Below are 20,331 nucleotides of genomic sequence, written 5' to 3' on the forward strand. Positions count from 1 at the left end.
GGGACGCGCCCCGACGCCGTCGGTGCCCCGGCCGGGATCAGGGGTCGACGCCGGGCCGCTCGGGTTGGGCGCAGGTTTCTGCTAACCTGTATAGCTGTGTGTCCGCGCAGGTCTTCGGGCACTTTGGCCGATCGCCACACGGTATCCCCACGCCGCTCAGTCTTCGGTTGGCCGAGATACCCTCACGACCAGTCCGCAATACAAAGAAAGTTCTCATACGTGGCAAATATCAAGTCCCAGAAGAAGCGCATCCTCACCAACGAAAAGGCGAGGCAGCGCAACAACTCGGTGAAGTCCGAGCTCAAGACCGCCATCCGCGCCGTGAACACGGCCGTCGAGGGCTCCGACAAGGAGGCTGCCGCTACGGCGCTGCAGGCGGCCAGCCGGAAGCTCGACAAGGCTGTCACCAAGGGTGTGCTGCACAGGAACAACGCAGCGAACCACAAGTCCGCGATCTCCAAGAAGGTCAACGCGCTCTAAGCTGCGGAACCTTCGACGAAGGGCCGGCTCCTCACGGGGCCGGCCCTTCGTCGTTGATCCGGCGCCCACCCGGCGCCCGGCGCCCCTGCGGGGGCGCCGGGACGGCCGTTCCGCCGTCCCCGAGCCGTTCAACCGTCCCCGAGTGCGATGACGGTGACGGCACGTTCGACCGCGTACACGGGGTCGCGGGACTCACCCTTGACCTGGGCGTCGGCCTCCGCGAGGGCCCGCACGCAGCGGGCCAGGGCATCGGGGCTGAAACGCTGTGCTTCCTTCCGTGCCTGGTCCACCTGCCAGGGGGCCATGCCCAGGTCCTTCGCGAGCTGCACGGAGGAGCCCCGGACACCGTGCACCTTCGCCACGGCGCGCACCTTCATCGCGAGGGCGGCCACGATGGGGACGGGGTCCGCGCCGGTCGCCAGGGCATGGCGGAGCATCGACAGGGCCTGAGCCGTCCGTCCTGCCAGGGCTGCATCGGCCACCTTGAAGCCCGTCGCCTCGACGCGGCCTCCGTAGTACTTCTCCACCGTCTCGACGGTGACATCGCCGGTCATGTCGGCCATCAGCTGCTGGCAGGCGGCAGCGAGCTCCGGCAGCTGGGAACCGACGGCCGCCACGAGGGCCCGGACGGCATCCGGATCGATACGCCGGCGCGCGAGGCGGAATTCGGTCGTGACGAACTCGGCCTTCTCGCCGTCCTTCTTCAGCGGCTGGCAGTCGACGACGGTGGCACGGGCGGCCTTGATCGCATCCAGCAGCTTCTTGCCGCGGTTGCCGCCCGAGTGGCGCAGCACCAGCACGACGTCGGGTGCCGGGTCGGCGAGGTAGGACAGCGCATCGACCAGGAAGGCGTCGCTCATCTGCGCCAGCCCGGCCACTTCGATGACCTTCCAGTCCCCGAAGAGTGAGGGGCTGGCCTGCATGGTCAGATGGCCCGCTTCGTAGGATCCGGCGTCGAACCGGACCAGTTCCGCGTCGGGCTGCGCCGTCCGGACCTGCTGCCGGATCGACTCCGCCGCCCTCGACGCGAGGTAGTCCTCCGGGCCGGAGAGGAGGACGACTCCCGCCGGTTGCACCTCACGCCAGGGGGCCGTCTGCTGCTGGGCGCCGCTGGTCCGGCCGGCCGGTGATCTCGTTGCCACGTGGCGAAGTTCCTTCCTTCGAAACACCTCCTACTGTCGCACGGCGCCGACGTGCCTCAAAGTCGCCGCCCGCCCTGTCCGGGACGCGTCATCGGAGCGGGCGGGCCTCGACGGTCGTGCCGACGACCTGCACCGTGAAGGACCCCAGCTCGTCCGTGCGGGCCGCCGCGATACCGGCCCCGCCGAGGGCGTCGAGGATGACCGGATGCGGATGACCGTACTCGTTGTCCTCTCCCACCGAGATGAGCGCCAGACGCGGGCGGACCGCGTCGATCAGCTCAGTGCCCCCGTTCCGCGCCCCGTGGTGCGCGATCTTGAGGATGTCGACTCCCCTCTCCGCCAGGCCGGGATCGACGCCGAGCAGCGCGGCTGCGGCGTCCTCCTCGAGGTCGCCGGTCAGCAGGATCCTGACCGGGCGGTCGTCGGACGGCACCTCGACGTCGAGCACCGCGCTTGCGTTGTTCTCCTCCGACAGGTCCGCCGCCGCCGTGGGCCAGAGGACGTCGATCCGGAGCGGGGCGAGGTCGAGGCTGGTGGTGCTGTCCAGCCGCACGGGCTCGACGCCACTCGCCGCCGCGACCTCGGTCACCGCCGACGGGAGGCTGTCCTCGCCGCTGGAGTAGTAGAGGGCGGAGAGGGTTCGTCCGCGGGGGATGCCCTCGACGCCGCCGTAGTGGTCGTCGTGCAGGTGCGTGATGACGAGGGCGTCGATCACCTCCACGCGCAGGACATCCAGGCAGCGGTCCATGGCGTCCGGATCGGGCCCCGCATCGACGACCAGGGCGTGGCCGGGAGTCGTCTCCAGCACCACGCCGTCACCCTGGCCGACGTCGCACATGGCGAGATCCCACGCCCCGGCCGCAGGCCCTGCCCTCGCGCGGACGACGACCGCGACGACGCACAGGATAAGGACCACGAGGACGACCGCCGCCGTCCACCTGCGGCGGACCCGCGCGGGAGCCTCGGCGGGCCGCAGTCCCCGGGACCGGCCGCGCCCGGCCGCGCCCCGCCGGGAGGCAGGCAGGACGCGCGCGAGGAGCCCCGCGCGGGACGACGTCCCTGCGGCGCCGATGATCCGGGTGTGCGGGGTCGACCGGGTGTACGGGATCGACGGGACCTCGGGCGGCCGGCGTCGTCGGCGGCCGCCGGCGCCTCCCCGCGCGGCGGCGGGAGATTCCCACCGTGCCAGGATCAGCAGGACCGTCAGGGAGACCAGCGCCGCCGCGGCTGCTCCGGGTGCCCCCGGGAGCCAGGGCACGGCGGCACCCGGACCGGCGGACAGCGCCTCCGCCACGCCGGCCACCCACCGCGTACCCCACTGGGCGGAGCCGATCAGCGGTGGCACCAGGACCGGCGCACCGACGAGCGCCAGGACCGCGAGCATGCCCAGCAGGGTGATCGCGGGGACGACGGGCGATGCAAGGACGTTCGCGGGCAGCGAGTACAGCGGGAGCGTGGGCTGGATCAGCACGAGGATCGGCGTGCAGAACAGTTGCGCGGTCAGCGGGATGGCCAGCAGCTGCGCGGCGGGTCGCGGCATCACACGCTGGAGGGCCTCCGACACCCGTGGTCCGGCGGTGACCAGTCCCAGGGTCGCGGCGACCGAGAGCAGGAAGGCGTATGACACGGAGAGCCATGGATCCGCTGCGAGCAGGACGATCACGGAGAGCATCAGGAGGGTCAGGGACACCCTGCCCCGCCCGGACAGGACGGCCGCGACACCGATGGCTCCCATCACCGCTGCGCGGAGGACGCTCGGCTCGGGCCGAACCAGCATGACGAACCCCACGAGGGCGGCCACGGCGCCCACTGCCGCCGGCAGGCGGGGAGCACGCGCGAGACGCAGTGCCAGGAAGGCGAAGGCCATGACGTAGGAGCAGTTCGCCCCGCTCACGGCTGTCAGGTGGGTGAGGCCGGTCGCCCTCATGGCCTCCCCCAGACGGGGGTCGAGACCGGTCCTGTCACCGAGCGCCATCCCCGGGAGCAGTCCTCCGTCGCGATGGTCGCGCAGGGAGAGCTCCCGGAACTCCTTCCTCAGGCGAGCGGTGTAGGCCAGCCATCCGTCCGCCTCGTCGACGGTCGGTGTGCTCGCGGGCAGGAAGACCGCTGCCGCCCGGCCCACGCGGTCGGACGGCTTCGCGGTCCCCAGCACGCGCACCGTGTCGCCGGTCCCGAGGCCGGCCCATCCCTGCGGGGCGAGGACCGCGACGGGCGTCGCGGCGGCGAACCGGCTCCCCTGCAGGACGCCTCCGACCACCTCGGCGTCCACCAGGTAGCGATCACCACCGCCGAACGGGCCGGGCGGCAGGAGGGTCGGCTCGCCCGAGATCCGCAGGACCGCCGTGAACGGCACTCCTGCCTGCACGGCCCGGTCGACCGGTCCCGACTCGGCCCGGGCGAGGCTGCCGCCCGCGGCCAACAGGACGAGCGCGAGCGCCGCCGCCGGTGCGAGGGCCTGGGTCGGCACCGCCGCCCACGTCGGTGCCCGCCCGCGAGGGACCAGGAGGAGCGCGCACCCGATGGCGAGGCCCACCGCTCCGGCGAGGAGGCCTCCCGCCGTCGCGCCCCGCGCTCCGCCGTGGATGGCGGCCACGGCCGCCATCCACGCAGCCGCGGCGGCCGGCACGAGCCTGAGATCGCCTCTCCAGCGGCGGAATTGCCGATGATCCGACACGGCGCCCGCCGGGTGCCCATGGCGCCCCGATCCCCCGCCGGCGGCCGGCGGGGCGGGCGCGGCCATCCCGCTCACCGGACCGCGACGAGGGGGAGGATCCCCTCGAGCAGTGCCGGACCGATCCCCGGCACGGCGTCGACATCGGCGGCCTGGGCGAAGGGGCCGTGTTCGTCCCGCCAGTCGACGATCCGCTGTCCGAGCACGGGCCCCACCCGCGGCAGCGACTCGATCTCGGCCAGGGTGGCGGTGTTGATATTGACGATCCCCGGGCCTGCGCCGTCGGCGCCGCCGGTCCCGCCGGACGTGGCGCCGGTTCCGGTTCCCGGCGCGCCCGCCGGGGGCGTGGGCAGCAGGGGCTCCGCGACGACCGGGCGCGGCTCCTCACCCACCGCCAGCAGATGGATGTGCTGGCCATCGGTCGGGATGCCCGCGAGATTGATCCCCTCGAGGTCGGCCTCCGGGAGGGCGCCGCCCGCGCGCTCGATGACGTCGACGAGGCGTGTGCCGGCGGGAACCGTGATGACCCCGGGGGACGCCACCGCCCCCGTGACGTACACGATCACCGGGCCCTCCGCCGCGCCGGTCCCGGACGCGGCGGCCGGCCCGCCGCGGCCGTCCGGTGAGGCGCTCCCGCCCCCCGGACCGGCAGTCCCCTCGACCGGACCGGAACCACCGTCCGCGGGACCGTGACTCCCTTCCGCAGGACGGGAGCGTTCAGCAGGTCCGGCCGGGCCGGCATCGAGTTGCACGGACACCGCGGCAGCGGAGGGTTCGGAGCTGCGCACGAGGAAGAGTGCCGCTCCGACCGCCAGCGCCACGCCCAGGAACACGAGCGCCGCCGAACGCGCGACACGCCACTGGATGCCCGCGCCACCGGGAGGTTCGCGGTCGCCCCCGAGGCTGTGGCCAGGACCGTCGACGTCGCGGTCGCCGTCGCCATCGGGCTCGCCGGGCGGAAGGGCCCGGGGCGGTAGCGTCCAGGCGTCCCCGGCTGTCGGCCATCGGTGCTTTCCCATGCAGCCACCCTAGGAAGGGGGCGGCGCCAGTCCGGGCGCCCATGCCGCTATGTGGACATCTCGACAGGTTCCCCGTCCATCAGGCCAGGCCGGGCGGCTCCGCACTGACCGTGACCGCCACGACGCCGAGGCCGGCGTGGGCGGCGAGCACAGCGGGGCAGGGGGCGAGGGAGACCTGTCCGGCGCCGATGGACGCTTCGAGCCGCTCGAGAAGGGCTGCGGCCTCCTCCTCGTTGCCGAAGTGGTGCACGGTGAGCCGGGCTCCTCCGCCCCGCCGCGCGACATCAGCCTCGGCCAGTTCCTGCAGCCGCTGGATCCCGCGGGCTGCTGAGCGCATGCGTTCCAGGGGCACCAGGCGCCCGCCCTGCACATGGAGGATGACCCGGACGGAGAGGAGCGTTCCGAGCCATCCGGCGGCGCCGGTGACCCGTCCCCCGCGCCGCAGCTGCTCGAGGCTCGGGACGTAGAAGTAGAGCGCCGACGCGCGGGCCGCCATCGCTGCGGCGGCAGCCGAGGCCTGCAGGTCCCCACCGCGGCGCGCGGCCGCCAGGGCTGCGAGGGCGGCCCTGCCCTGCGCCATGCCGGCCGTCCGCGTGTCGATGATCTCGACGGGGAGCACCGCGCGGGAGGCCGCGAGACGCGCAGCGTCCACCGTCCCGGACAACAGCCCCGACAGGTGCACGGACACGATGCCGTCGTAGCCCTCGCGCTGGAGCCGGTCGTACACCCCGTCGAACTGGCCGGGCGACGGACGCGAGGTACGCACGTCCGCCCCGGCGGCGAGGGCCATCATCAGCGGCGCGGTGACGTCGTCGTACTCGCCGGTGAGGATCTCGTCGCCCACGAGCACCGGCATCGGGACCACCTCGATCCCCTCGGCGGGCGCCCCGGGCAGGCGCCAGCCGGGCGGGAAGCCCGCGGCGGAGTCCGTGACGACGGCTATCCGCATCCCGCCTCCCCCGCCACCCGCCGACGCCGCGCCCATCGGGACCCCATCAGGCGGGGACGATGTTGACCAGTTTGGGCGCGCGCACGATGACCGTCCGGACGTCGCGACCGTCCAAAACGCGCTGCACCTGCTCGCTGGCCAGGGCGAGCTCGCGGAGGGCGTCCTCGCCGATGTCCGGCGAGACCGTGAGGCGGTCGCGCACCTTGCCCTGCACCTGCACGACGGCGACGACGCTGTCCTGCGTCAGCAGGCCCGGGTCGACCACGGGCCAGCCGGCCGTGGCCACGGTGGCCTCGTGTCCGAGCCGCTCCCACAGGTCCTCGGCCGTGTAGGGCGCGAACAGGCTGAGGATGATCGCGACGGCCTCCGCCGCCTCGCGCACGGCAGGGTCCCCGCCGCCCACCCCGGAGTCGATCGCCTTCCTCGTCGCGTTGACGAGTTCCATGAGCCTGGCGATGACGACGTTGAACTTGTTGGCCTCCATCAGCTCCGAGGCGTCGGCGACCGTCCGGTGGGTCACGGAGCGCAGCGCCCGGTCACCGGCCGACGGGTCCGCGCCGACGGTGCTGGTCACGTCTCCGCCGAGCCGCCAGGCGCGGGCCAGGAACTTCGCGGAGCCCGACGGCGACACGTCCGCCCAGTCGACGTCGTCCTCGGGAGGCGAGGCGAACACCATGGTGAGGCGGACGGCGTCGACGCCGAAGCGGTCGAGCTGCTCGCCGAGGTCCACCCCGTTGCCGAGGGACTTGCTCATGGCCTTGCCGCCATTGAGCACCTGACCCTGGTTGAGCAGTGCACTGAAGGGTTCCGTGAAGGACACCATGCCCAGGTCGAACAGGACCTTGGTGAAGAACCGGCTGTAGAGCAGGTGGAGGATGGCGTGCTCGACACCACCCACGTACTGTCCCACCGGCAGCCAGCGGTTCACCGCCTCGGTGTCGAAGGGTGCCGTGTCCAGGTGCGGGTCGATGAACCGCAGGTAGTACCAGGACGAGTCCACGAAGGTGTCCATGGTGTCGGTGTCCCTCGTCGCCGCGCCCCCACAGGAGGGGCACGCCACGTTGACCCACTCCTCGACGGCGGCCAGCGGCGAGGTGCCCTTCGGGGCCAGCGACTCGCCGCGGAGCCCCTCCGGCAGGGTGACGGGCAGCTGGTCGTCGGGGACCGGGACCTCCCCGCAGGACGGGCAGTGGATGATCGGGATGGGCGTCCCCCAGAAACGCTGCCGCGACAGCAGCCAATCGCGCAGCCGGTAGTTGATGGTGTGCTCGCCGGTGCCCTGCTCCTCGACCAGCTCGAGGGCGCGGCGGATGGCGGTCGCCTTGTCCAGGCCGGTCAGCTCCCCCGAGTTCACGAGGATGCCTTCACCCGTCGTCGCGATCCCGGTGTCCGCGGCGTCCTCCGCCCCGGTGTCGACGACGGTGCGGACGGGCAGGCCGAACGCCCGCGCGAAGTCGAGGTCGCGCTGGTCGTGCGCGGGGACGGCCATGATCGCGCCTGTGCCGTAGTCGGCCAGCACGTAGTCCGCGGCCCACACGGGCAGCTTCTCGCCGTTGAGGGGGTTGACGGCGTACCGGCCGGTGAAGACGCCGGTCTTCTCCCGCTCGCTCGCCTGCCGTTCGATCTCCGACAGGCCCTTGACCTGCTCGCGGTACGCCTCGAGGGCCGCGCGGTGCTCCGGGGTGACCAGCTCGAGCGCCAGCCCGGCATCAGCGGCGACGACGAAGAACGTCGCCCCGTACAGGGTGTCGGGACGCGTCGTGAAGACGGTGACATCGGTGTCCGGCAGGTCGCCGTCGGCCCCGATCCGGAAGCGGACGTGGGCTCCCTCGGACCGGCCGATCCAGTTGCGCTGCATGGCGAGCACACGCTCCGGCCAGTGGCCCTTGAGCTGCTCCATGTCATCCAGCAGGCGGTCCGCGTAGTCGGTGATCTTGAAGTACCACTGGTTCAGGCTCTTCTTGGTGACCATGGTCCCGCAGCGGTCGCACGCCCCGTTGATGACCTGCTCGTTCGCCAGCACCGTCTGGTCCTTCGGGCACCAGTTCACCGGCGAGTCCCGGCGGTACGCCAGGCCCTTCTGGAAGAACCGCACGAACAGCCACTGCGTCCAGCGGTAGTACTCGGGATCCGAGGTGTGCAGCCGGCGGTCCCAGTCCGCGCTGATCGCGTAGCGTCGGAAGGAGTTCGCCTGGGTCTCGATGTTCGCGTACGTCCACTCGGCCGGATGCGCGTTGCGCTTGATCGCCGCGTTCTCGGCGGGGAGCCCGAACGAGTCCCAGCCGATCGGGTGGAGGACGTCGAAGCCCTTCTGCCGGTAGAAGCGCGCCGCGACGTCGCCCATGGCGAACGCCTCGGCATGGCCCATGTGCAGGTCGCCCGACGGGTACGGGAACATGTCCAGCACGTAGCGCCGCTCGCGCGACCCGTCGTCGGCCGGGGCGAACGCCTCGAGCCTGTCCCAGACCGCCGGCCACTTCGCCTCGATGGCCGAGAAATCGTAGGTGCCGTCGTCCGGCTGGGCGACCTCGGGATTGCTGCTCACTGTATGTTGGCCTGTCCTGTCGGTGGAACGTGGTTCTGCGGTGGTGCGTCGCTGCCTGGCTCGTGCTGCGGCCCGGCGGCCGCGGTGGCTGCGGACGGGCGGTCCTGCGCCGGACACACAAAAGCCCCTCGCAGACGGGAGGGGCTGGCCGCACGGCGGGGACCGTACGGCTACGTAAGGAGCGTGGTGCGCAGCATGCCCTCACTTTAGCAGTGCGCACGGAATGGTGCCCGGCCGGGGCTGTGCGTGGGCAGGGCACTCCCGGCCCGTCGGACGACGGACCGGGGGTGCCCTCGATGCACCGGTGCTAGCGCACGTCCTCGTCGATCCAGTCGAAGGTCTTCGTGACGGCCTTCTTCCACATGCGGAGCTGGCGCTCGCGCTCCGCCTCGTCCATCGCCGGGTTCCAGCGCTTGTCCTCAGCCCAGTTGGTGGCGAGCTCGTCGGTGTCCTTCCAGAACCCGACGGCGAGGCCCGCGGCGTAGGCTGCGCCGAGGGCCGTGGTCTCCGTGACCTTCGGGCGGATGACCGGGATGCCGAGGATGTCGGCCTGGAACTGCATCAGCGCGTCATTGGCGACCATGCCGCCGTCGACCCTGAGGTCCTCCATGTTCACCCCGGAATCGGCGTTGGCCGCGTCCAGCACCTCACGGGTCTGGAAGGCTGTCGCCTCCAGTGCCGCACGGGCGATGTGACCCTTGTTCACGAAGCGGGTCAGGCCGACGATCGCGCCGCGGGCGTCGGAACGCCAGTACGGTGCGAAGAGGCCGGAGAACGCGGGGACGATGTAGACGCCGCCGTTGTCCTCGACCGTCCGCGCGAGCTGCTCCACCTCGGGGGCACTCTTGATGATCCCGAGATTGTCCCGGAGCCACTGGATCAGCGAACCGGTGACGGCGATCGATCCTTCGAGCGCGTAGACGGGCTTCGCGTCCCCGAGCTTGTAGCAGACCGTGGTGAGCAGGCCGTTCTTGGAGTGGACGATCTCCTCACCGGTGTTGACGATCATGAAGTTGCCGGTGCCATAGGTGTTCTTGGCCCCGCCCTTCTCGAACGCCGCCTGGCCGAAGGTCGCGGCCTGCTGGTCGCCGAGGATGCCGGCCACCGGTACCTCGCGGAGGAGCTGCGAGGTGTGGACGGTGCCGTAGACCTCCGAGGAGGACTTGATCGCCGGCATCATCGAGAGCGGGACACCGAAGTCGGCGAGGATCGACTCGTCCCAGGACAAGGTCTCGAGGTCCATGAACAGCGTGCGGGAGGCGTTGGTGACATCGGTGATGTGTACGCCGCCGTCGGTGCCGCCCGTGAGGTTCCAGGTGACCCAGGAGTCGGTGTTGCCGAACAGGAGGTCGCCCGCCTCGGCCTTCGCCCGCGCACCCTCGACGTTGTCGAGGATCCACTTGATCTTTGTGCCGGAGAAGTAGGTGGCCAGCGGGAGGCCGACCTTCTGCTTGTACCGCTCGACGCCGCCGTCCTTGGCGAGCTCGTCGACGATGTTCTGGGTGCGCGTGTCCTGCCAGACGATGGCGTTGTACACCGCCTGGCCGGTGGTCTTGTCCCAGACGACGGCGGTCTCACGCTGGTTGGTGATGCCGACGGCGGCGATGTCGTGGCGGGTGAGGTTCGCCTTGGACAACGCGTTGCCGATGACTTCGCGGGTATTGGCCCAGATCTCGGCGGGGTCGTGCTCCACCCAGCCGGCCTTCGGGAAGATCTGCTCGTGCTCCTTCTGGCCGGAGGACACGATATCGCCCTTGTGGTCGAACACGATGGCACGGCTGGAAGTGGTGCCCTGGTCGATGGCGATGACGTACTGCTGCGACATGTCTTACTCCTTCATTGGATGACGACGTGGAGAAGCGGGCGGCCGTGAGGCCGCCCTAGGCGATGCTCCCTAGGCTGGAAGGGGAGGGAAAGAGACGAACTGGACGACGAAGCCGCCGAGGGCGCCACCGATGATCGGTCCGACGACCGGGACCCAGGCGTAGCCCCAGTCGCTGCCACCCTTGCCCCTGATGGGGAGCAGGGCGTGGGCGATACGGGGGCCGAGGTCACGGTTCGGGTTGATGGCGTAGCCGGTGGGACCACCGAGCGAGGCGCCGATGCCGACGACGAGCAGTGCGACGGCGAGCGGGCCGAGGCCGGTGGGGGTGTTGCCGAAGGACAGGATCACGAACACGAGGACGAACGTGCCGATGATCTCGGTCACGAGGTTCCAGCCGTAGGACCGGATGGCCGGGCCGGTCGAGAAGACGCCGAGCTTGTTCGCGGGCTCCGGCTCCTCGTCGAAGTGCTGCTTGTAGGCGAGCCAGCAGAAGACGGCGCCGAGGATGGAGCCCAGCATCTGCGCGGCCAGGTAGCCCATGGCGTTGATGAAGTCCTTGTCGACGCCGGGAGCGAACTGGGCGACATCGGGGTTCACCCAGAGACCCATCGTGACGGCGAAGTTCAGGTGGGCTCCGGACAGCGCCGCGACGTAGACGCCGGCGAAGACGGCGAGCCCCCATCCGAAGTTGACCATGAGAAAGCCGCCGTTATTGCCCTTGGTCTTGGCGAGCGCGACGTTCGCGACCACGCCGGTACCGAGCAACAACAGCATGAATGTGCCGAATGCTTCGGCAACAAATACATCCAGAGACATCTTTGACTCCTTTGTCTATTCACTTATCGACGGGTGCCGCCGCCTCGACGGCACCCGTTCGGTTCCCCCCGGCAACCACTGCCGTTGGCACTGCACCGCTGCTGGCAGCAGCGGTTCGACCCCGATGCGGCGGATACCGCTACGGGGTCAAGTTCTTGACGTGCACCCGGTGCGCGTCGGCGAGGACCTTTTCGGCCAGCTTGATCTCGGCTGCTGATCGCGCTGCATCCCATCCGAGGAGGGGCGCCAGGGTGTCGGCGAGTTCTGTGAGCAGCTCCCCGGTGACGAGTCCCCGGAAAGCGAGCGAGGTACGGCGGATCAGCACGTCGATGAGGTGGCCGACCTGCTCGTGCTCCACCATGTAGGCGAGTTCGCGCGTGCTCAGCTCCCTGGTGGAATTGAACACCCTGTCGGGGCCCTCGGTCAGGTATTCGACGACGTCCGTCGCGCGTGTCCCGTAGCGGGTCAGCAGCACCTCGACGCGTGCTTCATCGACGCCGGGGCGCACGGCCTTCCTGACCCAGGCACGCTCCGCAGCCTGGTCGGTCGGGAAGTCCATGCCGCCGCCGATCGCGACGCCCGCCGTCGAGGTCTTGCGCCTGGCGCCGAGGGCGGTCAGCGTCTCGTCGGTGAGGTGCTCGGACAACGCCCTGAAGGTGGTCCATTTGCCGCCGACGAGGCTCAGCGTCGTGACCTTGCGGCCGCCGAGCTTCTCCTCGCGCTTCTCGATGCGGTAGTCCCGCGACACGAACCCGGGCTGCGTCTCGTCGTGCCGCGGCAGGGGGCGGACTCCCGAGAAGCTGTAGACGATGTCCTCGTTGGAGACCTCGATGTCCGGGAAGACGTGCCCGATCAGCTCGAAGAAGTAGTCGATCTCCTCATCGGTGCAGACGGCCTGCTCCTTGACGTCGACGTCGATGTCCGTGGTGCCGACCAGGACACGATCGCCCATGGGGTAGATGAGGACGATCCGTCCGTCGACGTGTTCGAAAAAGATCTCGGTGCCATTGCACGCCTTGAGCAGCTCCGGGTGGTCGAGCACGATGTGCGAGCCCTTGGTGCCGCCCATGAAGCGGGTCTCGGTGCCGAGTGTCTCGTTGGTCCCGTCGGTCCACGCGCCGGTCGCGTTGACGACGACGTCGGCCTGGAAGGAGAAGGTCTCACCGGTGAGCTCGTCGCGCAGGAGCACGCCGTCGTCGCTCGTCCCGATGGCACTGACGTAGTTCGCGGCACGGGCGGACGGGTTGGCGAGCTGCCCGTCACGCAGGACGTCGAGGGTCAGGCGCTCCGGGTTGTGCACGGAGGCGTCGAAGTAGGTCGCCGCATACTTGATGTCCTTGCGGAGGTCCGGCATGGTGGCGAGGGCCTTCTTGCGGCCCACGAACGAGTGGCGGGGCACATTGCCGCCGTCACGCGAGAAGAAGTCGTACATGGTGAGGCCGGCCTTGATGAGCACGGCGCCTCGCTCGACCTGCTTGCCCTGACGGTGTGTCAGGAAGCGCATGGGAGCGGAGAGGATCCCCGAGAACGTCGTGTAGATCGGGATCGTGGTCTGCAGGGGCTTCACGTAGTGCGGGGCGATGCGCATGAGGGCGTTGCGCTCGACGACGGATTCCTGGACGAGGCGGAACTCGCCGTTCTCGAGATAGCGGATGCCGCCATGGATCATGTGCGAGGACGCCCCTGAGGCACCCTGGCAGTAGTCGCCGCGCTCGACGAGCGCGACATCGATCCCCTGGAGTGCGAGGTCGCGGAACGTGCCGACCCCGTTGATGCCGCCACCGATGACCAGGACCGTCGCCCGGGGGTTGTCCCGGAGCTCCTGCACCACGTTGCGGGTCGATGTGGTTGTGCCTTCACCGTTGATCCGGTCGGCTGGAATGCTCAAGGTACTACTCCGTAACGTCAATGTCGGGATTGGTTACTGCACTCCTCATTCTTGGAGGACTGGGAATTGCAGTCAACTGCATTGCACAAACGTGCAGTCCGGTCCACACTGACGGGATGACGACAACGAGAGGCGGCTTCGAAGCGGGCGACGCCGCGCACGAGCGGTCACAGGGCTCCCGATCGAGGGACGCCCTGAGGGCGGCGCAGATGTACTACCTGCAGGACCTGACCATGAATGCAATCGCCCGGGAGCTGCGCACCTCGCGGTCCACCGTCTCGCGGCTGCTCTCCATGGCCCGTGAGACCGGACTGGTGCAGATCCAGGTCAACAACCCGTCCGAGCGGGCGCCCGCGCTGGAGCAGCAGATCCGGCGCCGCTTCGGCGTGGAGGCACACGTGGTCCCCGTGGCGGATTCGGTGAACGACTCCGAGGTGCTCGACCGCGTCGCGATCCAGGCCGCCCGGACCATCGGACCGCTCGTCGACTCGAACGCGATCATCGGCGTGGCCTGGGGCTCCACGCTCAGCGCCGTCAGTCACCACCTCACGCGCAAGCAGACCCACGACAGCACGATCGTCCAGCTCAACGGTGCGGGCAACACCCAGACCACCGGCATCACGTACGCGAGCGAGATCCTGCGCCGCTTCGGTCAGGCCTACGGCGCGCGCGTCGAGCAGTTCCCCGTGCCCGCCTTCTTCGACCAGGCGGAGACGAAGGCGGCGATGTGGGACGAACGCAGCGTCCGGCGCATCCTGGATCTGCAGCGGCGCATGACCATGGCGATCTTCGGTGTCGGCTCCATCGGCGCGGGGGTTCCCAGCCACGTGTACAGCGGCGGGTACCTCGACCGGAAGGACCTCGACACGCTGGAGCGGGACGAGGTGGTCGGCGACGTGGCCACCATGTTCTTCCGCGCCGACGGCAGCCACAGCGACATCCTCCTGAACCGGCGCAGCACGGGACCGGACCTCGACGCCCTGAGCCGGGTCAGGCGGCGCATCTGCGTGGTCTCCGGTGAGTCGAAGATCGACGGCCTGCGAGGCGCCCTCGCCGCGAGCCTCGCGACGGACCTCATCCTCGACGAGGGCTCCGCCCGCCGGCTCCTGCACGCCTAAAACTCCCGTCAGCGCCCGCGGCAGGCGCCCCGGGTGGGGCCGGGTGCGGTCAGGGCGTGAGGACGATCTTGCCGCGGACCCGTCCCGACTCGAGGTAGTCCAGCGCCTGGGCGGCCTCTCCGAGCGTGAACGTCCGGTCGATGCTGGGCACGATCGCTCCGGCGTCGATCAGGGGCAGGAGCCGCTCGAGGCTGTCCGACCGCACGAGGGCCAGCAGCGTGGTCAGCTTCTGCGGGATGAACGGCGACAGTGCGAGCGCGGCGAACTGCCGGTGCAGGCCCCCCGAGAACCGGCCGCCACCCTCTCCCCCGACGATGACCGCGGTGCCGCTGCCCGTGAGCGCGCGGCGGAGGCGCGCCACCGACGGGTTGCCGCCGATGTCGAGGACGAGGTCGTACGACTCCCGGCCGTCGGCGAAGTCCTCGGCCGCGTAGTCGAGGGCGCGGTCCGCACCCAGGGAGAGCACGTAGTCCCGCTTCGCGCCGCTGCAGACGGCCGTGACATGAGCCCCTGCCGCCTTCGCGAGCTGGACCGCGTAGCTGCCGACGCCCCCGGAGGCGCCGAGGATCAGCACGCGCCGGCCCTCGGCGACGCGCCCGGCGTCGTGCACCGCCTTCAGCGCCGTGACCGCCGACACCGGCACGGCCGCCGCCTGCACGAAGGTCAGGGCCGCCGGCTTGTATGCCAGGGACTGTTCCCCGGCGGCGGCGTACTCGGCGAAGGTGCTCCGCCCGCAGCCGAACACCTCGTCACCGACGGCGAAACGCGTGGCCCGGGCTCCGACCGCGACGACGACACCCGCCAGATCCATGCCGGGCACGGGATTCCGCGGGCGCCGCAGACCGAACGCGAGCCTCCCCAGGTAGGGCAGGCCGGTCATGGTGTGCCAGACGCCCCTGTCCACACCCGCCGCCCGCACCTGCACCAGCACCTCGTCCGCGGCGATCTCCGGCACCGGACCCTCGCGCAGCTCGAGCACGTCCGGGCCGCCGAAGGCCCTCTGCACCACGGCGCGCATGGTCCGGCGTGCCGTCGTCGTCGTGGTTGCCTGCCTGCCTGCCTGGACGTTGCCGCATGACCGCCTCCTCCGGGCCGCGCACGGTGCGCTGTCCCGTCTGCGCAGCAGAGTATCGTACAGTGTACGAAAAGACGAGGGGTGGGATGGGAACAATGAACGACGCGAGTGGCCGGGCCCCGCTGACGCGGGATCGCGTGCTGCGGGCGGCCCTCGCCCTGGCCGACCGCGACGGCATCGCCGGCCTGACGATCCGTACGCTCGCGCAGGACCTCGGCAGCAGGCCGATGAGCCTGTACTACTACGTGGCCAACAAGGACCAGATCCTCGACGGCATCGTGGACCTGGTGTTCGCGGAGGTGCACCTGCCGGTCATCGGGAATCCCTGGCGCGAGGAGATGCTGCGTCGGGCACGATCGATGCGCGAGGTCCTGGCGCGGCACCGCTGGGCCGTCGGCCTCCTCGAATCCAGGGCCGCTCCCGGCCCGGCGACGCTGCGGCACCACGACGCCACGCTGGGCACCCTCCGCAGCGCAGGATTCCCCCTCCGGGCGACGGCGCACGCCTACGCCCTGCTCGACAGCTATATCTACGGCTTCGCGCTCCAGGAGGCCGCCCTGCCCCTGAGCGGGGTGGACTCGGTAGCCGAAGCGGCGGCCCCCATCATGGAGCTGTTCACCGACGGTCGGTACCCGTGGATGGTGGAGATCGCGACAGGAGTGGTGATGCAGCCCGGCTACGACTTCGCGGACGAGTTCGAGCACGGGCTGGACCTCATCCTCGATGCGATCGCCCCGCACTGACCGACGCACCGCGCCTCCGCGACGGCGCCGCGGCGCCGGCCTCGGTAGAGTTCCCCCATGGACTCCTCCGTGCCCCGCGCCCCGCTCGCCGATGGTCACTCGATCGACATGATCGGGTACGGCGTCTACAAAGTGCCCGCCGAGGACACCGAGGAGCTGTGCTCGACGGCGCTCGAGGAGGGGTACCGCCTCCTCGACACGGCGGCCCTCTACGGCAACGAGGCCGGCGTCGGTGCCGCCGCGCGGACGTACCTGGAGACCGGCGAGCGCGAGGACCTCTTCATCACCTCCAAGGTGTGGAACGACGACCACGGGTACGACGCCACCCTTCGCGCCTTCGATGCCAGCCTGCGGCTGCTGGGCCTGGAGTACCTCGACCTTTACCTCATCCACTGGCCCTGCCCGTCCAGGGACCTCTACGTCGAATCGTGGCGCGCCCTCGAGCGGCTCCGCGCCGACGGGCGCGTCCGGTCCATCGGCGTCTCCAACTTCCAGCAGGACCACCTCGAGCGCCTGCTCGCCGAGGCCGGGGTGGTCCCGGTCCTCAACCAGATCGAACTTCACCCGTACCTGCAGCAGCGCGCACTCCGCTCCTTCCACGAGCAGCACGGGATCGCGACCCAGGCCTGGAGCCCGCTCGGGCGCGGCAAGGTCCTCGCCGATCCGGTCATCGCGCGGATCGCGGCGGACCTCGGACGCACGCCTGCACAGGTGATCCTGCGGTGGCACCTGCAGCACGGCATCCTGACCATCCCGAAGGCCAGTTCGCGCGAACGGATCAGTTCCAACCTGGACATCTTCGGATTCCGCCTCGACGAGGACCAGATAGACGCACTCGAGGCACTGGAGCGCGATCAGCGCTTCGGGTCGCACCCGGACAGGGTGGGCTGATGCGACAGGCCGTGGTCCGGACCCTGCCGTGGGAGGGCACCCTCCAGCGCGTCTGGGACTTCCCGGCGATCGGGGAACCCGGCGCCCGGCAGGGTCCGCCCATCGTCATGGTGCACGGATTCCGCGGCGACCACCACGGACTGCTGCGCCTCGTGGAGGAACTGCCCGGCCACCGCGTCCTGCTGCCGGACCTGCCCGGCTTCGGCCAGGGCCAGGAGCTGCCCGGCACGCACGACGTCGGAGCCTACGCACGCTTCATCACCGACTGCTCGCGGCGGCTCGCGCCCGGGCCCCGCGTGCTGCTGGGGCACTCGTTCGGCTCGATCGTCGCCGCGGAGGCCGCAGCGCTCGCTCCGGACCTCGCAGCGGCCCTGGTGCTGGTCAACCCCATCAGCGCTCCCGCCCTCGAGGGGCCGAGCCGCACCGCGTCGCGCGTGGCGGAGGCCTACTACGTGGCAGCGGACCGGCTGCCCGAGGCCGCCGGGCGGGCCCTCCTCTCGAATCCCGTGATCGTCCGCGGGATGAGCATCTTCATGGCCAAGACGAGGGACCGGGCGCTCCGCCGCTGGATCCACGGCCAGCACCGCGCGTACTTCAGCTCCTTCGCGAGCCGCCGGGTGGTCCTCGAGGCCTTCCGCGCCTCCATCTCCGGGACCGTCCGGGACCGCGCCCGCGACCTGCAGCTGCCCGTGCTGCTCGTCGCCGCAGCGGAGGACGACATCGGGTCGGTGGCGAGCCAGCGGGAGCTCGCAGCGCTCATGCCGACCGCGACCCTCGAGATCCTTCCCGCCGTCGGCCACCTGGTCCACTACGAGAAGCCGCGCGAGGCGGCGCTCCTGATCGGGAGATTCCTGGAGGCCGTCCCCGCATGAGGGTCCTGTTCGACGCGCGCTTCACCCGCACCGACCACCACGACGGCATCAGCCGGTACGGCGCGAGCCTGATCGCCGCACTCGCCGCCACCGACGACGTCGTGATGCTCATCAGCGACCTGCGCCAGCTCGCCCTCCTGCCGGAGGTCCCGCACGTCCTGATCAACAGCCCGCTCTCCCCCGCCGAGCTGTTCGTCGCCGCACGCATCAACCGGCTGGAGCCCGACGTCGTCGTCTGCCCGATGCAGACCATGGGCTCCTGGGGCCGCCGGTACCCCCTCGTGCTCACGCTGCACGACCTGATCTACTACCAGAATCCGACGCCGCCGTCCTTCCTGCCGCTGCCGGTCCGTGTGCTCTGGCGGCTCTACCATCTGGCGTACTGGCCCCAGCGGCTCCTGCTGGACCGGGCGGACGTCGTCGCCACGATCTCCGCGACGACGGCGGGGCTGATCGGCCACCACCGCCTGACCCGCCGGCCCGTCGTGCTGGTGGGCAACGCGCCCCAGCCGACGCAGCGCCGTCGCGACCCCGCCGCCCCGCGGTCGGCGTCGCTGCTCTACATGGGATCCTTCATGCCGTACAAGAACGTCGAGACGATCGTCCGCGCCATGGAGTTCCTCCCCACGCACACCCTGCACCTGCTGAGCAGGATCTCGCCCGCGCGCCGGTCGGAGCTCGAGGCGCTCTCCCCCGCGGCGGGGGGCGTGGTCTTCCACGACGGCGTCACCGACGCCGAGTACGAGGATCTGCTCGGTGACTCGACCGCGCTCGTGACCCTCTCCAGGGCCGAGGGCTACGGTCTCCCGCTCATCGAGGCGATGGCTGCCGGCACGCCCGTGATCGCCAGTGACATCCCGATCTTCCGCGAGGTCGGCGGAGCAGCAGCACTGTTCGTGGACCCCGATGATCCCGGCGCGCTCGCGGACGCCGTCCGGTCCCTCGACGAACCCGGCCGCTGGGCCGCGGCCTCCCGTGCGGGGCTCGAGCGGGCGGCCACGTATTCGTGGGGGGATTCTGCCGGCCAGCTCAGGGACGCCTGCCGCCGAGCGGTCGCGGAATACGCACGACGACGGACCACGCGGTCGTTCCCTACGCCGTCCCGGATGATGTCCCGCACGTCATCCGGTGCGTCATCCGGTGCGTCATCCGACACGTCGTCCGGGAGGACCGCCCCTTGACCGATCTGCAGTGCCCGGCCACGGCGATCCTCCTCGCGGAGGGCGCCGAGCCGCCGTCCTGGCTGGACCGCCGCAGTGTCGCCGCGCGCTTCGAGCTCGCGGATCCCTGTGACGTGTCCGCCGTCGTCGAGGAGACGGCGGACCGGTTCCGGGGCGAGACATTCGTCATCGCTGCGCCGGCCGAGGCCATCGCGCGCGCCCTCCGCCGCCGGGGGCTGCCGGGCGGACCGCCGCTGATGGTGGACGTCGACGCGGAAGGCTGGCGCCTCGCACCCTGACCGGAGGAGGCCCCCACGGTCGTGAGGCCGGAGGCGTGCAGGACCGATCCGGGACCCGGCTACGGCCGCGCGGAGGTCCACCCGCGGGCATGGAGGCCCTCGACGCCGTCCAGCAGCAGGTCCAGGGCGAACTCGAACTCGAACTGGTCATCGCAACCGCGCCCCACCACGCCCTCGCCGTGTGCCGATGCCGTCGCGATCCGCAGGATGTTCGGGAACCGCCGGGCCATCTCCTCGAGCTGGGCTGATCCGGGCTGGGCCGGCCCGGACTGAACGGATCCGGGCTCTGGGGCGTCGAAGAGTTCCTGGGTGAAGCCCCACATGCGGCTGCCCAGGGCGTGCATGACGTGGTGCGTCAGATCGACGGAGAATCCGCGGTCGAGGAACATGCCGATGAACGAGTCCGTGTAGGCCAGCACCGCAGGAGTCCTGGTGGTTCTGGTCTCCAGGACCTGGCGTGCCCAGCGGTGCCGCTGGAGCACGGTCCTGGCCGAGAGGATCCTGCTCCGGACGGTGGTCCTCCACGCCCGCTCCCCGAGTGGCGGATCGATCTCGGCCACGATCACGTCGACCATGCCGTCGAGCAGGTCCTCCTTGCTGGAGACGTGCTTGTAGAGGGCCATGGGGACCACGCCGAGCTCCTCGGCGAGCGTCCGCATGCTCAGCCGGGCCACACCCTGCTCGTCCGCCAGGGCGACGGCGGCACGGAGCACCGCCTCCCTGCTCAGCCGCATCCGCGACGACGTCCCGCGTCCTGCCACCGTCAACCACCTTCCATTCCCGACCGAGGACCCCTTGACGGGTGTACAACGTACACCTATGGTGGGGCGCAAGAAGT

The 20,331-nt window shown here is 70.7% G+C and carries 17 protein-coding genes; 7 read left to right on the top strand and 10 right to left on the bottom strand.

The features are described 5' to 3' along the window. Positions 1–219 precede the first annotated feature (219 nt). Complete coding sequence (gene rpsT / locus IWX63_RS10585) at positions 220–480, top strand: 30S ribosomal protein S20 (protein WP_199278146.1); 261 nt, start codon at positions 220–222, stop codon at positions 478–480. A 128-nt stretch (positions 481–608) separates the two neighbouring features. Here the strand turns inward: rpsT and holA are convergent, their stop codons facing one another. The 8 genes from holA to IWX63_RS10625 form a co-directional block, all read right to left on the bottom strand. Then, a complete protein-coding gene (holA, locus tag IWX63_RS10590; RefSeq protein WP_334685796.1) occupies positions 609–1,622 on the bottom strand; it encodes a DNA polymerase III subunit delta in 1,014 nt (337 codons plus the stop codon). 88 nt (positions 1,623–1,710) lie between these two features. Beyond that, entirely contained in the window at positions 1,711–4,215 is a 2,505-nt protein-coding gene (locus IWX63_RS10595; RefSeq protein ID WP_199278147.1) for a ComEC/Rec2 family competence protein, read from the bottom strand. Between the two features lie 152 nt (positions 4,216–4,367). Beyond that, positions 4,368–5,312 carry a helix-hairpin-helix domain-containing protein gene (locus tag IWX63_RS10600; RefSeq protein ID WP_199278148.1) on the bottom strand — a complete coding sequence of 315 codons (945 nt, stop codon included), beginning with the start codon at positions 5,310–5,312 and terminating at the stop codon, positions 4,368–4,370. 79 nt (positions 5,313–5,391) lie between these two features. Further along, positions 5,392–6,261 carry a DegV family protein gene (locus tag IWX63_RS10605; protein WP_199278149.1) on the bottom strand — a complete coding sequence of 290 codons (870 nt, stop codon included), beginning with the start codon at positions 6,259–6,261 and terminating at the stop codon, positions 5,392–5,394. 46 nt (positions 6,262–6,307) lie between these two features. Next, a complete protein-coding gene (gene leuS, locus IWX63_RS10610; RefSeq protein ID WP_199278150.1) occupies positions 6,308–8,806 on the bottom strand; it encodes a leucine--tRNA ligase in 2,499 nt (832 codons plus the stop codon). A 307-nt stretch (positions 8,807–9,113) separates the two neighbouring features. Further along, the gene (gene glpK, locus IWX63_RS10615) at positions 9,114–10,631 is read right to left on the bottom strand and encodes a glycerol kinase GlpK (protein ID WP_199278151.1); all 1,518 of its coding nucleotides are present in this window, start codon (positions 10,629–10,631) and stop codon (positions 9,114–9,116) included. 69 nt (positions 10,632–10,700) lie between these two features. After that, complete coding sequence (locus tag IWX63_RS10620; protein WP_199278152.1) at positions 10,701–11,447, bottom strand: MIP/aquaporin family protein; 747 nt, start codon at positions 11,445–11,447, stop codon at positions 10,701–10,703. A 139-nt stretch (positions 11,448–11,586) separates the two neighbouring features. Then, positions 11,587–13,329 carry a glycerol-3-phosphate dehydrogenase/oxidase gene (locus IWX63_RS10625; protein WP_199278302.1) on the bottom strand — a complete coding sequence of 581 codons (1,743 nt, stop codon included), beginning with the start codon at positions 13,327–13,329 and terminating at the stop codon, positions 11,587–11,589. Positions 13,330–13,451: 122 nt separating this feature from the next. Here IWX63_RS10625 and IWX63_RS10630 point away from each other — a divergent pair, with 122 nt between their 5' ends. Continuing rightward, the gene (locus IWX63_RS10630; protein ID WP_199278153.1) at positions 13,452–14,453 is read left to right on the top strand and encodes a sugar-binding transcriptional regulator; all 1,002 of its coding nucleotides are present in this window, start codon (positions 13,452–13,454) and stop codon (positions 14,451–14,453) included. Positions 14,454–14,502: 49 nt separating this feature from the next. Here the strand turns inward: IWX63_RS10630 and IWX63_RS10635 are convergent, their stop codons facing one another. Further along, positions 14,503–15,471, bottom strand: a complete 969-nt coding sequence (locus tag IWX63_RS10635) for an NAD(P)-dependent alcohol dehydrogenase (protein WP_199278154.1) — start codon at positions 15,469–15,471, stop codon at positions 14,503–14,505. A gap of 152 nt (positions 15,472–15,623) precedes the next feature. On the opposite strand from IWX63_RS10635, the gene IWX63_RS10640 reads away from it, so the two are divergent. From IWX63_RS10640 to IWX63_RS10660, 5 genes are read left to right on the top strand one after another with little or no spacing between them, the layout of a single operon-like run. Next, positions 15,624–16,271, top strand: coding sequence for a TetR/AcrR family transcriptional regulator (locus IWX63_RS10640; protein ID WP_199278155.1), 648 nt, complete (start codon positions 15,624–15,626; stop codon positions 16,269–16,271). A 57-nt stretch (positions 16,272–16,328) separates the two neighbouring features. Continuing rightward, positions 16,329–17,162 carry an aldo/keto reductase gene (locus tag IWX63_RS10645; RefSeq protein WP_199278156.1) on the top strand — a complete coding sequence of 278 codons (834 nt, stop codon included), beginning with the start codon at positions 16,329–16,331 and terminating at the stop codon, positions 17,160–17,162. Next, on the top strand, positions 17,162–18,034 hold the full coding sequence (locus IWX63_RS10650) for an alpha/beta fold hydrolase (RefSeq protein WP_199278157.1): 873 nt from the start codon (positions 17,162–17,164) through the stop codon (positions 18,032–18,034). The genes IWX63_RS10645 and IWX63_RS10650 overlap by 1 nt, the downstream gene beginning before the upstream one ends. Further along, positions 18,031–19,215 (top strand): glycosyltransferase family 4 protein, encoded by a 1,185-nt coding sequence (locus IWX63_RS10655; RefSeq protein ID WP_199278158.1) that lies wholly within the window; start codon positions 18,031–18,033, stop codon positions 19,213–19,215. Before IWX63_RS10650 ends, IWX63_RS10655 begins: the two co-directional genes overlap by 4 nt. Further along, positions 19,212–19,493: a hypothetical protein gene (locus IWX63_RS10660; protein WP_199278159.1), complete on the top strand. Its 282-nt coding sequence runs from the start codon at positions 19,212–19,214 to the stop codon at positions 19,491–19,493. The genes IWX63_RS10655 and IWX63_RS10660 overlap by 4 nt, the downstream gene beginning before the upstream one ends. A gap of 59 nt (positions 19,494–19,552) precedes the next feature. On the opposite strand, the gene IWX63_RS10665 is transcribed toward IWX63_RS10660, so the two are convergent. After that, entirely contained in the window at positions 19,553–20,227 is a 675-nt protein-coding gene (locus tag IWX63_RS10665) for a TetR family transcriptional regulator (RefSeq protein WP_199278303.1), read from the bottom strand. Positions 20,228–20,331: the final 104 nt, after the last annotated feature.

Origin of the sequence: Arthrobacter sp. CAN_A2 (assembly GCF_015752045.1) — a bacterium.
In the GTDB taxonomy this organism is placed as follows: domain Bacteria; phylum Actinomycetota; class Actinomycetes; order Actinomycetales; family Micrococcaceae; genus Arthrobacter_D.